Source organism: Rhodococcus sp. C-2 (assembly GCF_027854095.1).
GTDB lineage: Bacteria > Actinomycetota > Actinomycetes > Mycobacteriales > Mycobacteriaceae > Rhodococcus_F > Rhodococcus_F qingshengii.
Genome location: NZ_JAQGFI010000012.1, coordinates 228990 through 252193 on the forward strand (window position 1 = coordinate 228990; position 23204 = coordinate 252193).

Consider the following 23204-nt stretch of genomic DNA (forward strand, 5'->3'; position numbering starts at 1 on the left):
GGGGTTAATAAAGGCGCACAGCAATTCAGGCGCGACAGATCATGACCGGCCCTGGCGCATGGTGCAGCAGATTCTGGCTGGTGGAGCCCATCACGGCGCCCGCCATCGCACTGCGGCCGTGACTTCCGACAACTATCAACTGTGCGTCGTCGGCGTATTTGAGCATGACGGGAGCAGCGGCACCGGGTTCACTGATGCGGGTGACCGGCACGTCCGGGTACTGGTCGGCCATACCGGCTAGATTTTCCGCCAGTAGCGCCGATTCCTCCTGCTCGACAGCCTCCCAGTCGATCAGGATTCCCGCTCCGCCTTCGCGGAAGGTGGACGAGCCCTGCCAGGTGTGGACCGCGATGAGCGGCGCGTCGAACTGATCGGCATAACGAAACGCGTACTCGACGGCCTTCTTGCTCAACGCGCTTCCGTCCACTCCGACGATGACGGGACGCTGATCCGGACCGGGATTCTCCGCCGAACCACGCCACACGGTGACCGGACAGGTTGCATGATTGGCCACCTTCAGTGCGGTCGATCCGAGCAGCCGTGAGCGCAGTGCGCCCGATCCGGTCGACCCCATCACGATCAGGCGTGCGGTACCCGAGGATTCGAGGATATGCGTCGACGCCGGCCCTGGCGCGATCTCGGATTCGATGGTCAGTTCGGGGAATTCGGCCGAAATCACCGTGGCGGCGGCATCGACGATCGCTTCGCCGTCTTCGCGGATCTGACTGAGGAACTGTGACTGCAACATCACTGCAGCGGGACTGTAGATCGGGCCCTCTTGCGGCAGGGCGTGCGCCAGAATCAGTCGTGAGTTCACCGCGTTCGCGACGGAGGCCGCCCACCGGGCCGCCGCCGTCGAGGCCTCGGATCCGTCGATACCGGCGACGACATCCTGGTGTCCTGCAAGTGTGTTCATGTCTACTCCCTCTGAAATGATCGAGATCGGTCGACTGGTTACAGCGACGTCACCAGAGTGACGATGCTGACTTCACGGCTTCCTTCCACGTCTTGCGTAGCAGGGTCGATTGCCCGTCGGCTATTTCCAGTTCTCGTCGGTAGGCCATGCCCAATCCGAAACTGGTGAGCGAGGTATGCTCCTGCTCGGCTGCCATTGCAAGTAGATGATGTTGGGCGACAACGGAATCCTGGTGCTCGCCGAGAACATCCTGGAAGTGGCTGAAATGCTTCAGTGCACGCTTCGCTCGGCTCTTCGACACGGGTTCCATGACCTCGATCGCGTACTTCATCCGCTTGGCTCCCTTGCGGGCGCGGTGCATTCGCTCGTCACGCTCGGTGCGGCTATCGGCATCGAAGACGTGATCGACCCGCTTACCGACCTTGTGTGCCAGGTGCCGCAGGGTATGGGCCAACTCTCGTGCCGATGCCTTCTTTCCGACGCGGTGGGTGGCGGTGTCGAATTCGAGGTCGCCGACGTACTCGTCGAGGCGATCGAGCAGCGTGGTGTATCGCTCGGAATCGAGCGCCTCGAGGGCTGTTTCCTGGGCGGTTTCACCACGTGCAGAGAAGAACTCGTCGATTCGAGCTCGCACAGCTTCTCGCTCGGGCATCTCGTCGATTTCGCCGAGGCGTTCCACAAGACGCTCCCACTGGACCTCGACGTCGCGGGCGTCACCGAACTTTCCACCGATCCACCGCAGATCCGTGATGAGATCGTCGGTCTTGGGGGAGTGGCCGGCGTACGACTGCAGAGCGCTGCGGATGCGACGTGCCGCAACCCGGAAGTCGTGAACGGCTTCGTCGTCGGCCCGACGCGTGCCGAGATCCGCGGCGACCAGTGCGCGCAATTGTTCGATGAGGTAATTACGCAACAAGATCCGCGGATTCGACGCCTTGCTCGAGGTGACCTCGTGACCGGCGTACGGTGTGACCGACGTGCCCAGTGCTCGTTTGAGTTTGGACGGACTCGCAGAGCGCTCCAGCCCGGCGTCCAGTAGAACCGACTCGATTGCATCGGCCAGCTCTTGCCCGCCTGCGCCTTGTTCGACCTCGACTTCCTGCCACGTGGACTCTCCGGAACCGTCTGCCTTGCAGGCGATGACGGTGTCGGAGACCACTTCGGCAAGCAGCACACCGTTTTCGCCGTTGAGCCTGGTGCGCTCCCGATCGGTGATGATCAGGGCGACCGGCACCAGATCGTGACCGCGAATGATCGCCCGGATCAGACTCGACAGCGGCGAGGGCACATCGGTGCTCTCGTCCGGGGGAAGTTGGATTTCGGTTCGAGTGTCCTGGCCTGCGGGAAGTTTCATGTGCCACCCCGCGTCGTCGCCACCCTCACGCTTGCGCAGCGTGATCTTCTCGGCCAGCAACCGGTAGTCCGCGGTGTCGAAGTAGGTGGCAGAGAGCTGTATCGAGTCGTGGACCGGTTCGCCGACAACACCGGGAAGTCCGCCCAAGGCGGGAACTTCCTGCTCGGCCGGCGCCTCGTACTTGCGCTCGATCTCCCGTACGGCTTCGGGTACGACGGCGGTCTTGCTCATCTGGTCTCCTCTTGCGGTGCGGTCTGCGCTTCCATCCTCCCGGTATCGGAGGCGCAGTGGAAGGGTCCGGGGTCCCTACGGCGAGTCGCCACGGCCTGATTCGTCCGGCCAGGACAGGGTCCGCCGACTTTCGAACCGTTGCAGCCGGCCGGTCGTGGGATCCTCGAACTCGAGAACCTTCGACAGCAGGCGCAGCGGGTTCGAATAATCTTCTGCGGCAACGTCGTAGAAGTCGGGATAGAAGTTGTCGCCGTGGATCGGGAGCCCGAGCGAGGTCATGTGCAGCCGAAGTTGATGGGTCTTGCCGGTATGGGGAGTCAACCGGTACCGCGCGAAGCTGTCTCGCGTCTCGATCAGTTCGATCCGCGACTCGCTGTTGGGTTCGCCCTCGATCTCCGCGGCCTTGAGCACGCCGCGTTCTTTCACGATGCGACTGCGCACGACCACGGGAGTGCTCACCTGCGCGTCGTAACGCGCGATGGCCTCGTATTCCTTGGTGACGCGGCGGTCGGCGAACATGGTCTGATAGCCGCGCCGGGCCGCCTGATGCACGGTGAACAGCAGCAGTCCTGCCGTGACGCGGTCGAGGCGATGCGCTGGACTCAACTCCGGCAGATCGAGATCCCGACGCAACCGCACCAAGGCCGATTCGGCGATGTATCGCCCGCGGGGCGTGCTCGCGAGAAAGTGCGGCTTGTCCACGACCAGGATGTTTTCGTCCCGGTAGAGGATGTCGATCTCGAACGGCACCCGCGCTTCGACCGGAGCGTCGCGGTACAGGTAGACGAACCGCCGGGGAGCAAAAGCGCTCGTCTCGGTGATTCCGACACCCTTCTCGTCGACGACCTCCCCGGCTGCGACCTTCTCCCGCAATCGGACGGCGTCCTGGGGGAACCGTTCGAGCAGGTAGTCGAGCGTCGTCGTCCACATGCCGTCGTCTGGCTGACGGATGCGACTGGGGTTCAGGCCGTCGCGGACGGGAAGCGGTGATCGTGACACATCTTCAAAGCTAGCCGTCCGGTCGGCATTCAGACCTATTGACGACATATGGGACGGAAGTTACTATCCGGTAAGTTCGTGACACCGGTCACTGTCGTGGGGGCAGGGCTGGGTCATCACAACAGAAAATTGGGGTTTTCGTGAGGACACGACTTCTACGTCGAAGGTCGACAACGATTGCGGTGGGGCTGTGCGTCGTGGGATTGACGGTGCCGAGCGCCGTCGCTTCTGCGGATCCGACGGGAGGGTCGGACGGGCAGGCCTGGCTCGCGGCAACGGAGGCGACGCCGCAGTATCCGGGGGTCTCGATCGAGTGGGACGTGCCCATCACGATGAGTGACGGCACAGTTCTGCAAGCGAATGTGTACCGACCGGCGGATGCATCCGGGGTGGCCGTGGAATCGAAGACGCCATCGGTCCTCAACATCACGCCGTACACGAAACTGCTGGACACACTGGTGGATTCAGCTCTGTCGATCCCGCAGGTCGGTGAGACGCTGATGGACGTTGCGAACTCGCTCGACCTCGCGGCGCCGTTCGACGGCGTGTCGGAGTTGACGGGCGTCATCGCCGGCGGAGGCGCCAGGGTTCTCGGCGTCAACCGTGATCTGGTCCAGAACGGATACACGCAGGTAGTGGTCGACGCACGTGGAACCGGCTTCTCCCAAGGTAATTGGGACGTGCTCGGTAAGCGCGAGCAACAGGATTCGGTCGAGGTCATCGACTGGATGAGCAAGCAGGGGTGGTCCGACGGGAAAGTAGGGATGGCGGGCATCTCGTACTCCGCGATCAACTCGGTGCAGGCGGCGAGCAACAATCCACCTGCACTGAAGGCGATCTTCCCGGTCGAACCTGGCAACGATCTGCTGCGCGACATCGTCGGAACCGGTGGCGGCCTCGGAGTCGGGTTCATGCCGTTGTGGTTGACCGCGGTCAACGGGCTCAAACTCATCCCGAACGTTCAGGACATCCTGCAAGGAAACTTCGATCCCCTGTGGTTGGCGAGCCGCCTCGAGGATCCGGGAACGCTGATTCCCGAACTGGTGCAAGCGATGACGGCTCAGAGAATCGAGGACGTGTCACCGTCGACTCTGCAAGTCGCGCAAGACGGGCAGTTCTATCAGGACCGAGCCGCTGACGTCGGCAACATCGCCGTTCCGACGATGGTCTACGGCGGTTGGCACGACATCTTCGCCAACAGTGAGCCGCGGATCTACAACGGAATCGATCTGCCGCCCGGGCAGAAGCAGTTGATCATGGGGAACGGCTATCACGTCACTCCCGGTGGAGGATTCGGCAAGGACGGTGCGCCGCCGCGCCTCGACGTACTCGAACGTGCGTGGTTCGACAAGTGGCTCAAGGGCATCGACAACGGAATCGATCGTTACGGTCCGGTGACGATGTTCCAGCAAGGCGGCGGATGGATCACGGACGATCAGTTCCCGCGAGCCGGTGCGAGCTACGAACGTATGTATCTGAACTCTGCGCCCAGCGGTACTGCCGCCCACGCAGCGTACGACGGTTCGCTGACGAATGACCCGCCCAGTGCCGCAGCGCGATTGACAGTCGCACCAGGACTGCGAGGCTTCTGCTCCGGTGACGGAACTCAGGGAACTGCCGGGATCTCCGTGGTGCTCGGTGCGACGTGTTCCAAGGATTCCCGATTCCAGGAAGCGGAGGGCCTGACGTTCACCGGTGAGGCAGTGACGGAGCCGACCTCACTCTCGGGCCCGATCAACGTCCACCTCGAGACCGTCCTGGACGCGACGGACGGATTCTGGGCAGCGACGGTCAACGACGTAGCACCGGACGGAACATCGATACCGATCACGAACGGCGCTCTGACTGCGTCGCTGCGGGCAGTCGACGATTCGAAGAGCACTCGCTCGGCCAACGGTGACTACAGTGAACCGCACCACTATCTGACGATCGACACGCGTCAGCCGGTGGTTCCCGGTGAGGTCACCACCGTCGACATCAACATGCTCCCGACGGACGCAGTGCTGCAACCGGGGCACCGGCTCCGCGTCGACGTCTACGCTGCCAGCGTGCCGCGATACCTGGCGCTCGGCCCGATGCTCGCCGACAGCCAACTCAAACCGCAGCACATCGAGTTGGCTGCAGACCGGCCGAGCTTCGTCAACGTTCCGTTCGTCGGGGGCCGCTGACTCGGATTGGATCGGCGGCGTGAGAACCTGCGGGCTCGCGGACGTTCTGAGAAGATCGTCCGATGACAGAATCCCGACTCTCCGCCGCCGTCCACGATCGTCTGGACGGACTTCTGGATCCGGTGGACGAGCGGCTCGCGGCGCAGTACCCGGGAAACCGTGACGAGATCCAACCCGTGCACACGATTTACGTCAGTGCCGCGGATGCAACCGTCGACACCCCTCGACTCTGGGGTGAGCAGGCGATCGCGCTTCTCGATTCCCATGCTCATGTGTTCGCCGATCTCGACACGGAGAATGCGCTCGCTGATGTGCGAGTTCAACTCGGCCGCAAGCCGGTCCAAGACTTTCGGATCGATTTCGAGGACGGGTACGGACGCCGCAGCGACGAAGAAGAAGACGATGCAGCGACGTCGGCCGGACAGACGCTTGCCGGGCTCAGCGCTGATCCTGCCGGGCCGAACTGGAGTGGCATCAGGTTCAAGGGGTTGCCGGCCGGTGAGCGTCGGCGCTCGATCAGGACGCTCGAGCTTGTGCTCGACGCGGCCGGCGGAGTGCCGGACGGATTTGTCTTCACCGTTCCCAAACTGCGCGCGGTGGAGCAGGTCACGGCGACGGTGTTGCTCTGCGAAGAGCTGGAGAAGGCGCACGGACTCGAGCTCGGTTCGCTTCGGTTCGAGTTGCAGATCGAGAGCCCGCAGGCGGTCATCGCGGCCGACGGAACGGTGGCAGTTGCTCAGGCGATCCATCGCGGTGCCGGTCGTCTGACCGGTTTGCATTACGGCACTTACGATTACAGTGCAGCTTGCGGAATTGCATCGCGTCATCAGTCGCTCGAACATCCGGTGGCAGACCACGCAAAGGCTGTCATGTTGGCTGCTGCCGCGCAGACCGGTGTCTGGGTGTGCGACGGGTCGACTCAGGTCGCGCCTGTCGGGAGCGTTACGGCGATCCGCGACGCGATCACTCGGCACCATCGCCTCGTCACGCGGTCCCTGGAACGCGGTTACTACCAGGGGTGGGACATGCACCCCGGGCATCTGGTCACCCGCTGGCTCGCCACGTTCGGCTTCTATCGCAACGCGCTCGGCGCCGCTGCCCCGCGCATCCAGTCGTACTTGGGGCGCCAAGGTGGCGACGTGATGGACGAACCTGCAACCGCCCAGGCGCTCGCAGCGGTGGTACTGCGCGGGCTCGACGCGGGGGCTTATCCGGAATCCGAAGTTCTCCGGCTCGCCCCGAGCGCCGACACCAACGCACTCCGTCACCTCGTAGGACGCACCACACCGATCACAGGAGAACACTGACCGATGAGCACCACCGAATTCACCTTGCTGCCCGATCTCGCACTGCGCACCCTCGGCGGAGCCGTCATCTGGGCGAACGACGAGGCGTTTGCCGAGCGTGAGGCCCTGATCCGCCCAGGCAAGGCCGGGTACCAGCCGGCGACGTTCGGTCACAAGGGGCAGGTGTACGACGGTTGGGAGACGCGTCGCCGCCGGGTGGCAGGCCATGACGAGGCGATCGTCCGACTCGGTGTTCCCGGAGTGGTGCGAGGCGTCGTGGTCGACACCGCGTGGTTCAAGGGCAATTACCCGCCCGAGATCTCGGTGGAAGCAATCTCGGTCGACGGGTATCCGGATCCCGCCGACCTGGCCGGATCCGGTGAGTGGACAACCATCGTCGAGCGCTCGATCGTGCATGGTGACTCGGAGAATCCGTTCGCGGTGGCGTCGGAGCAGCGGTGGACGCACGTCAAGCTGACCATTTACCCGGACGGCGGCGTGGCGAGATTCCGTGTTCACGGCGAAGCGCGGCCGGACCCGCGTTTCCTCGATGCCGGGCCGTTGGACCTCGCAGCACTCGAAAACGGTGGCCGCGTGACCGATTGCTCCAACATGTTCTACAGCTCACCGCAGAACATCCTGTTTCCCGGACGCGCTGCTTCGATGGGTGACGGGTGGGAGACCGCCAGGCGCCGCGACAACGGAAACGACTGGGTGCAAGTACAACTCGCGGGTGAAGGCGTACTGAGTTTCGTCGAGATCGACACCTCGTACTTCCTCGGAAACAGTCCAGGTGAGGGTGCTCTGACCGGGCGGACGTCGGAGGGGGAGTGGATCGAACTGTTGCCGCGCACGACGCTGCGTCCGGATACGCGCCATCGCTTTCCGATCGATTCCGAAGTCCAGGTCACCGATGTTCGTCTGGACATCTTCCCGGACGGTGGCCTGGCGCGGCTGAGAGTCTTCGGCGTACTCACCGACGCTGCTCGCGCTGTGATCTCCGGGCGCTGACGGTAAAGTTGTTGGCATGAGCGACTATCCGCGCGACGACTATCCCCGGGACATGGTGGGGTACGGCCCTCATCCGCCGCATCCGCACTGGCCCGGCGACGCGCGGATAGCGGTTCAGTTCGTGCTCAACTACGAAGAGGGAGCCGAGAACAACGTCCTGGACGGGGACGCGGCTTCGGAAACATTTCTGTCGGAAATGACTCCGGCAGAGGCATTTCCGAATCGACACATGAGCATGGAATCGCTGTACGAGTACGGCTCCCGGGCCGGGTTGTGGCGTGTACTGCGAACCTTCGAGCGGCGAAACCTGCCTCTCACAGTCTTTGCGGTGGCGCGGGCGATGCAGCGGAACCCCGAAGCAGTCAGTGCTTTTCAGGAGTTGGGCCACGAGATCGCGTGCCACGGATTACGTTGGAAGTCTTACCAATCCGTGGACATCGAGCGCGAACGCGCAGACATGGCCGAGGCAGTGCAGATTCTGCGAGATCTGACGGGTTCGGCGCCCCTCGGTTGGTACACCGGGCGCGATTCACCGAACACCCGCGAATTGGTGGTCGAGCACGGCGGCTTCGTCTACGACTCCGATTCGTACGCCGACGATCTGCCGTACTGGGTCGACGTTCCGCGTGGCGCAGAATCGGTGAAGCACCTGGTCGTTCCGTACACCCTTGACACCAACGACATGCGTTTCGCCTCTCCCGCAGGATTTCCCAGCGGTGATCAGTTCTTTGCGCACCTACGCGATGCCTTCGACGTGCTGTATGCGGAGGGGACGGCCGGATCGCCCAAGATGCTCTCGATCGGGTTGCACTGCCGCATAGTCGGCCGCCCTGCCCGTGCGGCCGCTCTCGAGCGATTTCTGGACCACGTGCAGTCACACGAGAAGGTCTGGATCGCGCGGCGCATCGACATCGCCGAGCACTGGAAGACCGCGCACCCCGTTTAGATCACGGTCGGTCGACAAAAGACTTCATTCGAGCAGTCCGGGTACTGGTTCGACTGCCGCGTATTCCGCCATCGAATTCTAGGCCATTGACAACTGGCACGGTTGTGGATGACTCTTTGGAGATGGAGAAACACACAGCAGTCGAAGCGTCTTCAAGGTGAGCCGACCGGTGCCGACCAAGAAACCGACCAAGAACCGCGGATCGAAGGTGTCCCACAATGCCCGCGCAGTGGTGACCGGCGCCGGCAGCGGAATCGGCCGTGCCTTTTCGTTGGAGTTGGCGCGCAGAGGCGGTGAGGTGATCTGCGCGGATATCTCGCTGGAACGGGCCAAGGAAACAGTGGCACTCATCGATGAGATCGGTGGTACCGCGCACGCCGTCAAATGCGATGTGTCAATTCGTGAGCAGGTTCAGGACCTGGCGTTGTTCGCGGAACTCGAACTTGCGGGTCCGCTTTCGCTGGTGATCAACAACGCCGGGGTCGGTATCGGTGGAAAACCGGTGGGCCAGATCGGTTTCGACGATTGGGAGTGGGCACTCGGGATCAATCTGTGGGGTGTCGTGCACGGCTGTGAGATATTCGCTCCACAACTGCGTGCGAGCGGGGCCGGGGGATTCATCAACGTGGCCTCGGCTGCTGGGTTTGCGGCTGCGCCACTGATGGCGCCCTACAACGTCGGTAAAGCCGCCGTGATGTCGCTCTCGGAGACCTTGTCCGCTGAACTTGCCGGTACGGGAGTGCGGGTGACGGTGCTGTGTCCGACCTTCGTCAAGACAAATGTTGCTCTCGACGGCCGAATCACCGCGGAAGCAACACAATTGGCGCAAGCGTTGATGCGGCGAACCGGCTTTTCGCCGGAGCGCATCGCCGTCACCACTCTCGACGCCTACGACAAGGGTCGACTCTACGTGGTGCCGCAGTTCGATGCGAAGGTGATCTGGCGACTCAAACGGTATCTACCCGTTGCATACACCTGGGGCTGTGGAGTTCTCAATCGCTTTGCACCGAAACAGAAGTCGGGTTCATCTGGAACTTCGGCGGCGCCGGAGACGAACTCGCCGAGCACGAAAGGAGCGTGACATGTCCTTCGATTTCGACGGCATGCTGCACAAGATCAAGGACCGCCAATGGGCTCTGGTGGACATCGACTGGGATGCTCCGGGCGCCGAGACGATCAGTCCAGAGCTTCATGCGAAGCTGAAACCGTTCATGTCGGACCTGATGTGGATCGAGAACGTCGGTGCCCGTGGCTTCGCTGCGATGGCTCTCAAGGCGCCGACTGAAACTCTCCGAGACATCTATCGGCATTTTCACGCCGAGGAACAGAAGCACGCCAACGCCGAACTCGCGCTGATGCGTCGTTGGGGAATGCTGGACGGCGACGAGATGCCCGAGCCCAACATCAACGTCAAGCTCGTCATCGACTGGCTGGACAAGCATTCCGACGGTTTGTCGCTCTCGATTCTCGGGACCGTCATACCGATGCTCGAGGTGGCGCTCGACGGAGCCCTGGTCAAGTTCATCATGGACGAGATCGAGGATCCGGTCTGTCAGGCTGTGTTCAAGAAGATCAATGCAGACGAGTCCAGGCATCTGGCGGTCGATTTTGCGGTGATCGAGATGCTCGGGCACTCGACGACGCGCAAGCTCGTTGTCGAAACCGTCGGCGCCTGGATGAATCCGGCGTTGATCATCGGGACACTTCGCTACATCCCGCTGCTGAACAAGATGCGCGACAACATCGTCGACATGGGAGTGAACGAGGAACGGCTCTACACCGCGATGAAGCGATTCAGGAACGTAGGCGAACGGAGTCCGGCCGCGCTCCGCGTCCCGATGTATCGGGTGGTGAAGTGGCACGGCAACATGGTCATCAATCGCAACCATCCCTACCATCTGCTTGCCGATCGGATGGTCAAGGTCACTGGCCGACTTTCCGGCAGCAGGCTCAATTCCGAGCCGACCTGGGCCAAGGAACTTACGTACGAGCCACTCGCATGAGTACTGCCGAGCCACTGTCAGTGGCGATCATCGGTGGAGGTTTCGCAGGAATCGGAGCGGCGATTCGGTTGAAGCAGAACGGTATCGAGAACTTCGTCGTTCTCGAACGCGGCACGGAGGTCGGCGGGACGTGGCGCGACAACACGTATCCGGGAGCTGCGTGCGACATTCCGTCCCGTCTGTACTCGTACAGTTTCGCCCCGAACCCGGACTGGTCGCACACCTACTCGGCCAGCGCGGAGATCCTCGGCTACATCCGAACGATGGTGAAAGAGTTCGGCCTCGAGCCGAAGATTCGGTTTCGGTGCAACGTCACGGGCGTCGAGTGGGACGAGCAGACAGGTGTCTGGGCGATCGCGCTCGAGGGCCGTGAAGCGGTCATTGCCCGGACCGTCGTCATGGCGTCCGGTCCGCTGGCGAACGTCAGCTTTCCCGCTGTTCCGGGTTTGGAGAGCTACGAAGGACACAAGATTCACAGTGCTCGCTGGGACCATGACTACGACTTCACCGACAAGCGGGTCGCAGTGATCGGAACTGGGGCCAGTGGCGTCCAGATCGTCCCTGAACTCGTGAAAACTGCACGATCAGTGAAGGTTTTCCAACGAACACCGGGATGGGCATTGCCGCGAGCAAACCTACGCACCCGATCTCGCACGAAGGATCTGTACCGTCGTCATCCGGTCGTCCAGACTCTGGCGCGTCGGGCTTGGTACTGGGGACACGAATCGGTAGCTCTCGGGGTGGTGTGGGAATCCCCGTTGACGAGGGTGGTGGAAACAGTCGGGCGTCTTCATCTGCGCATGCAGGTGAAGGACCCGTGGTTGCGGCGACAACTCACTCCCGACTTTCGGGCAGGGTGCAAGCGGTTGCTGATGACCAGCGAGTATTACCCGGCTCTCCAGCAAGACAATTGCACACTCGTGACCTGGCCGATCGCGAGATTGGCGCCACATGGCATTCGCACGGTCGAAGGGATCGAGCATCAATTCGACTGCATCGTCTTCGCCACCGGCTTCGACGTTTGCAAGACCGGAACACCGGTCCCGATCATCGGCCGGGACGGACGTGTGCTCGCTCAGGAGTGGAAATCCGGGGCGCGTGCGTACAAGAGCATTGCGGTATCCGGTTATCCCAACCTGTATTTCACCTTCGGACCCAACTCGGGTCCGGGGCACAGCTCCGCCCTTGTGTACATGGAAGCGCAACTCGACTATCTCGCCCAAGCGATCAAGATCGTTCTCGAGCGCGACCTCAAGGCACTCGATGTTCGTCAAGATGTCGAAGATGCGTACAACGTCGAGTTGCAGCGTCGGCTGTCGAAGACCACGTGGAACTCGGGATGTTCGAGTTGGTATCTCACCGACGAAGGATTCAATGCCACTATGTTTCCCGGTTTCGCGACCCAGTACGTGAACCAATTGAAATCGGTGGATCTTCGGGACTACACGAGCACGGTGCGTGAGAAAGACACCGCGCAGACCTGATCCCGGGTTCTGATCGGCCTGGTGTTGCCACTAAGTTGGAATCGTGACGACCGACGCGGCAGAGGAGACGAGGCGGTGACCGAGTACCGCATCGACGATCTAGCGCGCGCTGCGGGCACCACCTCGCGGAATGTACGGGCATATCAGGAACGTGGATTGCTTCCTCCGCCGGAGAAGCGTGGGCGGGTAGGCATCTACGGCGACGCGCACCTCGAACGCCTCAAGCTGATCGACACGCTTCTTCAACGAGGTTTCACCACTGCGCATATCGACGACTTCATCACCGGGTGGGAAAGCGGGAAAGACCTGACAGAGGTGCTGGGTCTGCAGCACGCGGTCACCGAACCATGGTCCCGCAGCGACACCGTGAGTATCGAGATGGCCGTCGTACGCGAGTTTCTCGGGGGAGATGCAGATGGTCAACTGGATCGTCTCGTAGATCTCGGACTGGTACAGATCGAAGGAGAGAACTGCGTTTTCACCGATCCTGCTTTGCTCAGCGGATTTTCGAGTCTCCTCGACTACGGTTTCACTCTCGATCAACTGGTCGATGTGCACGAAAAGCTTCACAACGCTGTGGACGGGATCGCCAAAGACCTGATTCAGGCGGCGAAGGATCGCATCGTCGATCAGCACGGGGTCGGTTGGCTCCCGGAGGGCGACGAGGTTGCCGGAACAGCCGAGATGCTCCAGACGATGCGTGAACTCGGTGTGGCGTCGGTACATTCGGCACTGGCCCGGGCACTCGACGCGAACCTTCAGCGTGAACTCGGCGACTATCTTGCCGCTGCGATCGGCTCGCGGAGCGACGCCGACGAGTCCGACTAGCAGCATCGATCACGTTCGGGATGTGCGGCCCGTCGCGGTGCGCTCAGCTCTTGCGTGCCTCGATCAGGAATCGACTCGAGTGGGCGACAAAAGATCCGTCGCGACTGATCTGCTGATCGAGTTCGCGGAGCCGGTCCCGATACTGCGCGACGGTGAATCCCGGAACCATCCAGATCACCTTGCGTAAGAAGTAGACAACGGCGCCGATGTCGAAGAATTCCATGCGCAGACGCTCGAAGCGAAGGTCGACGAGGGTGAGCCCGGCCGCAATCGCGTCGGCAGTTTCGTCCTCGTGGTGCCGTCCGCGACGAGCCTGCGGCTGAGGACCAAGAAAGTACTCGACCAGTTCGAACACGCTGGCGTGACCCACATGTTGAGCGAAGTACGTTCCTCCCGGTTCGAGTACCCGCGCGATTTCGGTCCACCACACCGTCGCTGGGTGTCGGCTGGTCACCAGGTCGAAAGCCGAATCGGCGAACGGTAGCGGCGGCTCGTCCGGATCGGCGACCACCACCACACCTCGGGGACGCAGAAGGGCGGTGGCCTTGGCGATGTTCGGTGGCCAGGATTCGGTTGCTGCCATCACCGGCGGGAGTGACGGTGCAGCGGCGAGGACTTCGCCGCCGCCGGTCTGGATGTCCAATGCGGCGCCGGCGCGGCCGAGACGTTCACCCATCAGCCTCTGGTACCCCCACGACGGACGCTGCTCCGTGGCGCGTCCGTCGAGCCACGAGAAATCCCACCCGTCGACGGAGGCGGATTCCGCTTCGGCGACAAGTTCGTCGAAACCTCGTGACATGCTCTGTGACTCGCCTTCAGGCGTTCCTTCCGACATCACATCATCATCGTCGCGGAGGGTCGACGGTGCCAGTTGTTTACGGCTACTTCGGGGTGGCGCCGAGCATCGGTGCGAGTTGAGTGGCAATCGGGTTCAGGTTGAGCTTGTCCGGGTCCACCTTGGGCTTGCTGTCCCACGGTTGCGAGGTGTTCGGGTCGGCGAACGCGATGCGGTTGGCGCTACGAACTCCCGTTTCGCTGCCCTGAGGTGCCTGGCAGTTGGCGGCAGTGTTCAACGGGAAGTTCTGCGTCGTGTCGTCGAAGTTCGGGTCCTTGCGCTTCATCTCGTCGAGGATCGCCATGGTCCCTTCGTAACCGACGGTGCACGAGAGCGGGTTGTTGGTCTCGAGTACCAAGCCCAGATGTACTGTGCCGTCTCCCGGTGCAACGGTGGGCGCCGCCCCGGCGAGCGCAGGCAGGAAGAGCAGGAAGGGCTGCAGCGAGGGCAGTGTCGGTGCGGCTGCCGCTGCAACGGCGGAGAGGTTGGAGAGGTTGGTCGTGAGCGCGGGGCCGGCTTCGGTGACGAGAGAGCCGACTTGTTCGCTGGCCGGTATGCCGTTGTCGATCACGCGTCGGATGTCGGGGTCGCTGGTGCGCAATTGCGCCGTCAGTGCGTCGAGGTCGGTGCTGAACTGCTTGATCGCCGACGATTGATCGGACTGGGTCGTGAGCACCGTCTGGCTGTCGCGGATCAGTCCGAGGGTCTGGGGAAGGGTGTCGAGGCCGGACTGGGAGATCCCCGACAGCGAGTCGGCAAGTACCTGCAGATCTTCGCCCTTGCCGTTGAATGCCGCGCCGAGTTCTTTCGCGACGGTGTGGAGTGCGTCGACCGGAACGGAGTGCACCAGACCGTTGGCGCTGGTCAAGACATTCTCGATCGGGATCGGCGTGGTGGTGTCGCCCACGGCGATCACCGAGCCGTCTTCGAGGAACGGGCCCTGGTCGGTATCGGGCTGAAGGTCGACGTACTGCTCGCCGATGGCTGAGCGATTGGCCACCACGGCCCGCGCGGATGCGGGAATCTGCGGAGCACTGCTGTCGATCAACAGGTCGACTTCGATTCCGTCGGACGTGAGCGACATGTCACCGACGCGTCCGACGGGTACACCGCGATAGGTCACTTCGGCGTTGGTGAAGATGCCACCGGACGTCGCCAGTTCGGTTTTGACCGTGTATTGGCCGAATCCCAGAAGATTGTCCAGCCGTACGTATTTCGCTCCGACATAGATCAAGCCCAGGAGTGCAACCACGACGAGGGCGACCAGCTGCCATTTGGCGAGCTTCGACATCACCATGAGGTGACGACCCTGAACTGATGCGGTGTGTTCATGGTTCGACTCCCGAATGACAAGCCGGGTAAGGCTGGTGTTGAGCGAATTGTGTTCACCCACGGACGTTCTGAGGTGAACCGAAAACTTCCGGCAATTCGTTGTTGGCGATAACTATAAACAAGTCGTCACAGATAGAAAGTCGGCGCTGAGATTTCCGCAGGTCGTCGAAACGTAAGTGTCGCAGCTCACTTCGAATGCTTCGATGTGATGCAGACGGCTTTCGGTCCGGATCGGGCTTGACTTCGCCAAACATATCCATAAAAGTAGATGCGTTCCGGTTGTCGTGCAGAGGGGTGTGGTCCATGGATGCTTTGGCGATCTTCAAGGCGCTGTCCAACCCGACTCGCCTGCAGATCATGGAGTGGCTCGCGCACCCGGCGAAGTATTTCGACGAGGACTCGTATACGCAGCAGGATCTCGGGTTTCACATCGGAGTCTGTGTGGGTGACATCCAGGGGCGATCGGGACTTGCCCAGTCGGTGATCTCGGGGTACCTGCAGGGCATGAAAGATGTGGGTCTGCTCGAGTCCGAGCGCATCGGGAAGTGGACGTATTACCGACGAAACGAATCCGTGATCGGCGAGTTCAGGGAATTCGTTCGCGAAAAGCTGTAGCGGCCGAATTGCCCTCGTCGGCCGGTTTGTTCAACCAAATATATCTACATATCTAGATATGTAACTGTCTTGTGTGACGTAGTAGTGAGGAGTGTGTCGTGAAGTCGAAATTGTTGATACCGGTTCTGGCGTTGGGTGTATTCGGAATCATCACTACGGAGATGGGCATTATCGGGGTTCTGCCTCAGATCAGCGAAAAGTTCGGTATCACCGCGTCGACTGCCGGATGGTTGGTCGGTGTGTTTGCACTCGTCGTGGCGGTGACCGGTCCGTTCACAACGCTGATCACCTCGGGAATCAACAGGAGAACCGTTCTGTTGGTGGCGATTGCAGTCTTTGCGGTCTCCAATGTGGTGTATGCGACCACATCGAGTTTCGAGGTGATGTTTGCATTTCGGATCATCCCCGCCGTGGTTCATCCGGTCTTCTTCGCTGTCGCGCTTGCAAGTGCGGTTCGTCTGGTATCGCCGGAACAGGCGACCGCCGCGGTGACCAAGGTATTTGCAGGCGTCACAGTCGGATTCGCGTTCGGCGTGCCCTTGACGTCCTATTTGGCCGAGAACTTTTCGGTGTCGACAGCATTCGTGTTCGGCGCCGTGGTCAACGTTCTCGCGTTTTTCGGGATTGTCGTACTTCTGCCCTCGGCTCCTGTGACACAACGCCTGTCGTACGGTGCACAGGTCGGGATACTTCGCCGGCCGCGCGTGTGGTTGACCATTCTTTCCGTCACCTTCGTCTTCGCAGCCATGTTCTCGGTGTACGGATACTTTGCCGAATACCTCGGCGAAGTGACCGGCATGAGCGGATCGTGGATCAGCGCGATGCTCTTGGCTTTCGGTGTCGTGATGATCTTCGGCAACTTCGTCTTCGGGGCTCTGCTCGCCAAGGGGGTGGTGCGCACGGTTGTGGCATTTCCCTTGCTGTACATCGTCGTCTACGTGATGCTCTATCTGGCGGGCCCGTACTTCGGCGCGATGGTTGTAGCCGTGTTGGTTTGGGGTGTAGTGCATTCCGGTGGACTGGTGGTTTCGCAGAGCTGGATGGGGCGAGACGCAGTCGACGCGCCTGAATTCGGCAACAGCCTTTTCATCTCGTTCTCCAACCTGGGGATTACGCTCGGCACTGCGGTCGGTGGACTGTTTCTCGCGCATTTCGAAACCCGCCAATTAGTCTGGGCTGGAGTATTGTTCGCGATCCTGGCGCTGCTGGTGACAGGTGTTCGACTCTCGCTCAGGCACGCTCACAGCGAGAACGGTGTCAGTGTACCGGTGTAGTTCTTGGGAAGTGGCCGTGCGAACTCGCCGCGTGAACTGGTCGACAGTCCGAGGGTGACCAACGACTGAACCATCGTGACCCCAGCGGCAACGCCGTCGACTACCGGGACACCCAGTTCGTCGGACAAGTCCTGGCACAGGTCCGCCATGCCGGCGCAACCCAGCACGAGGACGTCCGAGTCGTCTTGCTCCAATGCGTCGAAACAGGCTTCCAAGATCACCTTTCGCGCGTCGGGATCACGATCGAGTTCCAGAACCGGAATCTCGCAGGAGTGGATACCCCGGCACCGAGCCTGCATGCCGTACCGGTCCACCAGATCGGCTGCGCGGCCGCGGGTTCGACCGAGAGTGGTCACGATGCTGAATCCGCGACCCAGGAAACTTGCGTAGTTCATGGCCGCTTCGGCAACAGCTACGACGGGGCCCTTGGCCAACTCTCGGGCTGCATCAAGACCTGGGTCACCGAAGCAAGCGATGACGTAGCCGTCGACTTCGTTCTTTTCTCCGGCGGCGATCTCGGTCAGGATTCCGGGGACGCTGAGAGCTTCGTCGTAGTGGCTTTCGATCGACGCGGGACCCATGGCAGGGCTGACAGCCTCGACGAATGTGCCCGAGCCTGCGACGGTCCGGGCACATTCCTCGATCTTGGCGGTCATCGCCCACGTGGTGTTAGGGTTGATCACCTTGATTCTCATGACGATCAGTCGACCGTCACAGTGTCGGGAGAGGAAGCATTCCGGACAGCTGAGGAAGAGCGCGCGGCGAGTAGGTAATAGACGGTGAATCCGAGCCCACAACCGATGAACCAGCTGTACTGCGCTGCGGTGTACATCCCGGTGAGGTCCTTGCCCAGGACCGGGACCATCGCGACGACGGCTCCCACCACGGTGGCGATCACTGCAGCAGGGTTGTATCCCTTGCTGTACCAGTAGGTTCCGGTCGGCGACATGCTGAACAGTTCGTCGACGATGACCTTCTGCTTGCGCACGAGGTAGTAGTCGGCAATCAGAATTCCGAACAGCGGACCGATGAAGGCTCCGAGGGTTTCGAGTGTGTAGTGAATGACGTCCGGATTGTTGTACAAGTTCCACGGCGTGATGAGGATCGAGCCGATCGCTGCGATCATTCCGCCGGCGCGCCAGCTGATCTTCTGCGGACTCACGTTGGAGAAGTCGAAGGCCGGGGAAATGAAGTTGGCCACGATGTTGATGCCGATCGTGGCGATGGTGAAGGTGAGTGCGCCGAGAACGATGGCGAAGGTGCTGTCGATTCGTGCAACGGTCGCAACGGGATCGGTGATCAGTTCGCCGTACACCGGCAGCGTCAACGATGCAGTGACGACGACCAACACCGAGAATACGAGGAAGTTCAACGGCAAACCGAGGAAGTTGCCCTTCTTGACGGCAGCGAACGACTTTCCGTAGCGGGAGAAGTCGCCGAAGTTGAGCATCGGTCCGGAGAAGTACGAGACAACCAGAGCGATCGCACCGAGCATGACCGGCACGGCGTCGAACCCCGAGTACTTGACGTCGCCGAGCGTGAGATCGATGGCGCTCCAGCCTGCCTTGTAGATCAGGTAGCCGCACAGCATGAACATCACGACATACACAGCCGGCCCGCAGAAGTCGATGAAGCGGCGGATCGATTCCATGCCTCGCCAGAAGACACAGGCCTGAAGTACCCACAGGAGCATGAAACTTCCCCAGCCCAGTGCGGAGAGTCCGGCGAATCCGTAGTCTTCGACGACGGCATAGGGCGCGAGTGACGGAAAGAGTTTGATCAGTACGACATCGAGGGCTGCTGAAGCGAGGAAGGTTTGAATTCCATACCAAGCCACGGCAATCAGGCCACGAATGATTGCCGGGATGTTCGCGCCGAGGACGCCGAACACGCTGCGGCAGATCACCGGATACGGCACGCCGGTAACTTGGCTGGGCTTGGCGACGAGATTGCAGAAGAAGTAGACGATCGTGATACCGACCAGCAGGGCGACGAGTACTTGCCAGCTGGCCAATCCCAGTGCGAAAAGACTACCGGCAGTGACATATCCGCCGACGCTGTGTACGTCGGACATCCAGAAGGCGAAGATGTTGTACGACGACCAGGTCTGCTTGCGAAGCGGCGCCAAGTCCTCGTTGGTCAAACGAGGGTCGTAGCCCGGCTTGATCAGGCCGCTTCCGACAGGGTGACCCGCGGCTTCGACAAGGTCACCCGATCCGCTTTCCTTTGGGGGAGTGGGGGTAGTGGTCGTTCGGGACGGAAGAATGTCGGTCATGACAGCTCCTGTGCATCAGTGCAGGAAATCAGCGGACGGTGCCACGAGCTCTCAGCGTCAGTGATGAAAACTGTGTTGAGAGAAAGGTATCGATGCTGTGTTGCACGACTATTGCGTGATCGGTATATCTTTTTCGGCCAATAGACCGGTGTCTGTCGGTAGAGTCGCGATCACGGTATCGAGTCGGCGATGATGGATTTCGGAAGCGCTCAGAAGTGCGGATGCGTCCCGACGCAGGAATGCGTCCAGCATCGCGGTGTGATCCGAGTGCAGAACCCGGCGATCGACGCCGGCAACATGGACCATCGGCTGTACTGGTTCGGTGATGTTCCAGGCAGCTTCGAACATGTGCAGAAGTCGAAGCATCTGAGACGGTCGGGTCAGTGCGAGATGAAAGTTTCGGCTCTCGCAGTGATAGGACTGAGAGTCGTCGTAGCGCAATGCGATCTCCAAACGGGAGTTCACCTCGACGGCGTGTTCGTGATCCTCTTCGGTTGCCTGCTCGACAGCGACGGCCAATGCAGCTGATTCGAGAGTTTCGCGGACGATGTACATCTCTCGCAGTTCTGCCGGCGTCAGCTGAGCAACGGTGTAGCCGAATTGATGTCGATGGTCGACCAAGGACTCTCCGACCAGTGTTTTCAGTGATTCCCGCACGGGTATTCGACTGACACCGAACACATCAGCCACGTCGCCGAGAGGAATCGGGGTACCCGGAGGCGCCGAACCCGACAGAATCACTCGCCGCAGTTCGTCGAGGATCGTTTGTTGTGGACTTCCGGGAGCATCGATTACCAGTTGCGTCAGCAGTACCGATCTACGGCGCGGCGGCATGTCGCTCTCCCTTCGTCTGTCTGCCAGAGTAGGAATACGTTGTTTCGTCTGCGTGACACCGGTGTGGCCGTCGTGCATCTCGCACTCGGGGGAGAACAAGTGGGCTCCGATCACATGCTCGCGTGAGTGCTGCTCGGGAGGCCGATCGTGGGGGTAGCGTTGTTGTGTAGTGGTATGGCAGAAAGCGAGTCGGTCGATGGCATCCGCTGTGCGCTCAGAAGCCGACCAGCGAGTTGTCGGCAACCTGCCCTTGGAGCTGACGAGTTTCGTCGGTCGTCGGCGTGAGTTGGCCGACGCCAGGAGATTGTTCGAGACGTCCCGTTTGTTGACACTCACCGGGATCGGTGGCGTGGGCAAGACACGGCTCGCGATCCGACTTGCGGGCGCGTTGCAACGGGTGTTTCGAGATGGTGCCTGGTTGGTGGAACTGGGGGAGCAGACAGATTCGGATCTCCTCGAAGATCATGTCGCCGTGACCCTTGGTGTCCGGTCGGTCTCGTCGGCGGACCCGCTGCAGGCATTGATCGACTACTGCGCCGATCGGAGTCTGCTGTTGGTGCTCGACAACTGTGAACATCTGGTCGATGCCGTCGCTGTGTTCGTAGGCGCGATCCTACGGCGATGTGCCGGCGTCAAGATCCTGGCGACGAGCCGCGAATCGCTGGGCCTGGGCGGTGAGGTGACGATGCGCGTTCCCTCACTCACCACACCGCAGCAACAGCCGCCCGAATTCGAGGGAATTGCCCAGTACGAATCGGTGTCGTTGTTCACCGAGCGTGCGGCTTCCGTCGTACCTGGTTTCACCCTCACCGAGGAGAACAAGCGCGCCGTTGCGCATATCTGTCACGACTTGGATGGACTCCCACTTCCGATCGAACTGGCGGCAGCTCGCCTGCGTGGTATGTCTGCTGAGCAGATCATGAACAGGCTCTCGGATCGATACCGACTTCTTACAACGGGTGGACGCGACGTTCCGAGTCGTCAACAGACGCTGCGATTGTCGATCGATTGGAAATACGACCTCTGCTCGCCAACCGAACAGCAGTTGTGGGGGAGGTTGTCGGTGTTCTCGGGTGGGTTCGATCTCGATGCCGCTGAGGGCGTGTGTGGGCAGGACATGAATTCGACCGAAGTGCTCGATCTCGTCACCGCGTTGGTCGAGAAGTCCATCCTGATTCGTGAGGAAACCGACGGGGATGTTCGGTACCACCTCCTCGACCTACTCCGGGAGTACGGACATGAAAAGTTGGAGTCCGCCGGTGAGTATTCCGCTCTGCGTCGAAGCCATCGTGATTGGTTCGAGGCACTGGTCGTTCATGCGGAAGCCGAGTGGATCAGTGGCCGGCAAGCTGCCTGGATCGCAAGGCTCGGTCGTGAACAGCGCAACGTCAACGATGCGTTGGAGTACTCGATTTCCACTGCCGGAGAGGCGCGATCTGCAACGCGAATGGTCGGTGCGTTGTACAGATTCTGGCTTGCAGGTGGATTACTTGTGCAGGCGCGTTACTGGACGGATCGAGCCTTGAATGCAGAGGATCGAGAGCTGGATCCGTTCCGAGTGGATGTCTTGGCCATCGACGCCGTGAATCACGCGATGCAGGGGGAACTCGAACGGGCAGAAGAGTTGGTCGACGAGAGTTGGCGCCTGGCAAACGACTTGGGGGATGTGCGCTCGCGCGGCTTGGCGACGTGGGGAGACGGATACGTCGATACCTTCAGAGGTAACTTCGATACCGCTACAGCCAAGCTGGAATCCGCGTTGACGCTGTTTCGACTCGACAAGAATCTGCTGCATGTTGTGATCGGCCTGGACACCTTGGGAGTCGCGTACTTCCTGTCCGGCGCTCTTGATCGCTCTGTGGAGTGCAACGAAGAGATTCTCGCGATCACCGTGCCCGCCGACGAGATGATGTTCCAGGCATTTGCGCTGGGAACTCTCGGGCTCGTGAGCTGGCTCCGAGGTGAATTGGAGGCCGCAAGTGACTATTTGACTCGAAGTTTGAGAATTCTCGATGCCCCGATGAACTCGGCGTGGTGTATCGAGCCGTTGGCGTGGATTGCTGCAGCGCAACGTGATTGGAAGCATGCAGCGGTTCTGCTCGGCGCGGCAGCCATGTATTGGCAGAAGGTCGGGGGACGGCTGGCGGGCCTGCCGGGTTTGTCAGCTCATCACGACACTGCTGCAGAGACTGCTCGCAAAGCCATGGGTGACGATGCTTTCGACAAGTCGTTTCGCAGCGGGTTTGCGATGTCCGAGGGTGAAGCTGTCGCATATGCGCTCGACAAGCGCTCCAGTGTCACGACTGCGTCGTCGGCTGAAGGGCCTCACCTCACTCCTCGTGAGCAGCAAGTTGCGGAACTGGTTGCCCAAGGGTTGACCAATCGCGCGATTGCGGAGCACTTGGTAATCTCGCTGCGCACCGCTCAGGGACACGTGGAACACGTACTGACAAAACTGGGATTCAGTTCCAGAGCGCAGATCGCAGCGTGGTACGTCTCGACCGCGCAGGAGCGTGACTCGCGTGAGGTCAATGGCTCAGCAGGCCGGAGTTGACGTCCGATAGCAGTTCACCACGGTCGTCGCCGCACAAGCAGAACACCGGGTAGCGCTTACCTTCTTCACGCCCCTGAAACGACACTCGTAGCGGTCCAGGCGCATCCGCGCGAGGGGATTCGGTGAGGAAAGTGTACAGCCACGGCCCCTCGTCCAATTCCACGATGGCGAGAACGGTCGAGGGGTCGCCGTGAACCGTTCGCCAGGACACGACAGTGCCGTCTCCGCAACACCGCGTCACGTCCAACCGCGCCCCACG

At 61.2% G+C, this 23204-nt stretch carries 20 protein-coding genes; 11 read left to right on the forward strand and 9 right to left on the reverse strand.

The window, feature by feature from the left end; translation table 11 throughout:
- Positions 1-25 precede the first annotated feature (25 nt).
- The 3 genes from PCS43_RS25145 to PCS43_RS25155 form a co-directional block, all read right to left on the reverse strand.
- Positions 26-916 (reverse strand): universal stress protein, encoded by an 891-nt coding sequence (locus PCS43_RS25145; RefSeq protein WP_047271050.1) that lies wholly within the window; start codon positions 914-916, stop codon positions 26-28.
- A gap of 49 nt (positions 917-965) precedes the next feature.
- Positions 966-2501, reverse strand: coding sequence for a CYTH and CHAD domain-containing protein (locus PCS43_RS25150; RefSeq protein WP_209909746.1), 1536 nt, complete (start codon positions 2499-2501; stop codon positions 966-968).
- Positions 2502-2576: 75 nt separating this feature from the next.
- Positions 2577-3500: a pseudouridine synthase gene (locus tag PCS43_RS25155; protein ID WP_209909743.1), complete on the reverse strand. Its 924-nt coding sequence runs from the start codon at positions 3498-3500 to the stop codon at positions 2577-2579.
- Positions 3501-3640: 140 nt separating this feature from the next.
- Between PCS43_RS25155 and PCS43_RS25160 the strand changes: the two genes are divergently transcribed.
- The 8 genes from PCS43_RS25160 (at position 3641) to PCS43_RS25195 (ending at position 13226) form a co-directional block, all read left to right on the forward strand.
- Positions 3641-5668: a CocE/NonD family hydrolase gene (locus tag PCS43_RS25160; protein WP_209909740.1), complete on the forward strand. Its 2028-nt coding sequence runs from the start codon at positions 3641-3643 to the stop codon at positions 5666-5668.
- 62 nt (positions 5669-5730) lie between these two features.
- Positions 5731-6975 carry a DUF6986 family protein gene (locus tag PCS43_RS25165; RefSeq protein WP_209909737.1) on the forward strand — a complete coding sequence of 415 codons (1245 nt, stop codon included), beginning with the start codon at positions 5731-5733 and terminating at the stop codon, positions 6973-6975.
- Between the two features lie 3 nt (positions 6976-6978).
- Complete coding sequence (alc, locus tag PCS43_RS25170) at positions 6979-7965, forward strand: allantoicase (protein WP_081558344.1); 987 nt, start codon at positions 6979-6981, stop codon at positions 7963-7965.
- A gap of 16 nt (positions 7966-7981) precedes the next feature.
- Complete coding sequence (gene puuE / locus PCS43_RS25175; protein ID WP_003940421.1) at positions 7982-8911, forward strand: allantoinase PuuE; 930 nt, start codon at positions 7982-7984, stop codon at positions 8909-8911.
- A 169-nt stretch (positions 8912-9080) separates the two neighbouring features.
- Positions 9081-9992 carry an SDR family NAD(P)-dependent oxidoreductase gene (locus PCS43_RS25180; protein WP_007733918.1) on the forward strand — a complete coding sequence of 304 codons (912 nt, stop codon included), beginning with the start codon at positions 9081-9083 and terminating at the stop codon, positions 9990-9992.
- 1 nt (position 9993) lies between these two features.
- Entirely contained in the window at positions 9994-10914 is a 921-nt protein-coding gene (locus tag PCS43_RS25185) for a hypothetical protein (RefSeq protein WP_003939862.1), read from the forward strand.
- Positions 10911-12398 carry a flavin-containing monooxygenase gene (locus PCS43_RS25190; protein WP_209909734.1) on the forward strand — a complete coding sequence of 496 codons (1488 nt, stop codon included), beginning with the start codon at positions 10911-10913 and terminating at the stop codon, positions 12396-12398. Before PCS43_RS25185 ends, PCS43_RS25190 begins: the two co-directional genes overlap by 4 nt.
- A gap of 75 nt (positions 12399-12473) precedes the next feature.
- Positions 12474-13226 (forward strand): MerR family transcriptional regulator, encoded by a 753-nt coding sequence (locus PCS43_RS25195; RefSeq protein WP_030535276.1) that lies wholly within the window; start codon positions 12474-12476, stop codon positions 13224-13226.
- Positions 13227-13269: 43 nt separating this feature from the next.
- Here the strand turns inward: PCS43_RS25195 and PCS43_RS25200 are convergent, their stop codons facing one another.
- A complete protein-coding gene (locus PCS43_RS25200; RefSeq protein WP_209911693.1) occupies positions 13270-14025 on the reverse strand; it encodes a class I SAM-dependent methyltransferase in 756 nt (251 codons plus the stop codon).
- An 82-nt stretch (positions 14026-14107) separates the two neighbouring features.
- On the reverse strand, positions 14108-15358 hold the full coding sequence (locus PCS43_RS25205) for an MCE family protein (RefSeq protein WP_020908890.1): 1251 nt from the start codon (positions 15356-15358) through the stop codon (positions 14108-14110).
- A gap of 338 nt (positions 15359-15696) precedes the next feature.
- Here PCS43_RS25205 and PCS43_RS25210 point away from each other — a divergent pair, with 338 nt between their 5' ends.
- Together PCS43_RS25210 and PCS43_RS25215 are read left to right on the forward strand one after the other, a co-directional pair.
- Complete coding sequence (locus PCS43_RS25210) at positions 15697-16008, forward strand: ArsR/SmtB family transcription factor (protein ID WP_007733929.1); 312 nt, start codon at positions 15697-15699, stop codon at positions 16006-16008.
- A gap of 98 nt (positions 16009-16106) precedes the next feature.
- Entirely contained in the window at positions 16107-17282 is a 1176-nt protein-coding gene (locus tag PCS43_RS25215) for an MFS transporter (protein ID WP_042451348.1), read from the forward strand.
- Here the strand turns inward: PCS43_RS25215 and PCS43_RS25220 are convergent.
- The 3 genes from PCS43_RS25220 to PCS43_RS25230 form a co-directional block, all read right to left on the reverse strand.
- A complete protein-coding gene (locus tag PCS43_RS25220; RefSeq protein WP_007733934.1) occupies positions 17249-17977 on the reverse strand; it encodes an aspartate/glutamate racemase family protein in 729 nt (242 codons plus the stop codon). The two genes, PCS43_RS25215 and PCS43_RS25220, sit on opposite strands and share 34 nt — an antisense overlap.
- 5 nt (positions 17978-17982) lie before the next feature.
- Entirely contained in the window at positions 17983-19557 is a 1575-nt protein-coding gene (locus tag PCS43_RS25225; RefSeq protein ID WP_007733936.1) for an NCS1 family nucleobase:cation symporter-1, read from the reverse strand.
- Between the two features lie 108 nt (positions 19558-19665).
- A complete protein-coding gene (locus PCS43_RS25230) occupies positions 19666-20391 on the reverse strand; it encodes a GntR family transcriptional regulator (protein ID WP_042451513.1) in 726 nt (241 codons plus the stop codon).
- Between the two features lie 196 nt (positions 20392-20587).
- Here PCS43_RS25230 and PCS43_RS25235 point away from each other — a divergent pair, with 196 nt between their 5' ends.
- Positions 20588-22945: an ATP-binding protein gene (locus PCS43_RS25235; protein ID WP_209909732.1), complete on the forward strand. Its 2358-nt coding sequence runs from the start codon at positions 20588-20590 to the stop codon at positions 22943-22945.
- On the opposite strand, the gene PCS43_RS25240 is transcribed toward PCS43_RS25235, so the two are convergent.
- Complete coding sequence (locus PCS43_RS25240) at positions 22920-23156, reverse strand: hypothetical protein (protein WP_007733940.1); 237 nt, start codon at positions 23154-23156, stop codon at positions 22920-22922. The genes PCS43_RS25235 and PCS43_RS25240 overlap by 26 nt on opposite strands.
- Positions 23157-23204 lie beyond the last annotated feature (48 nt).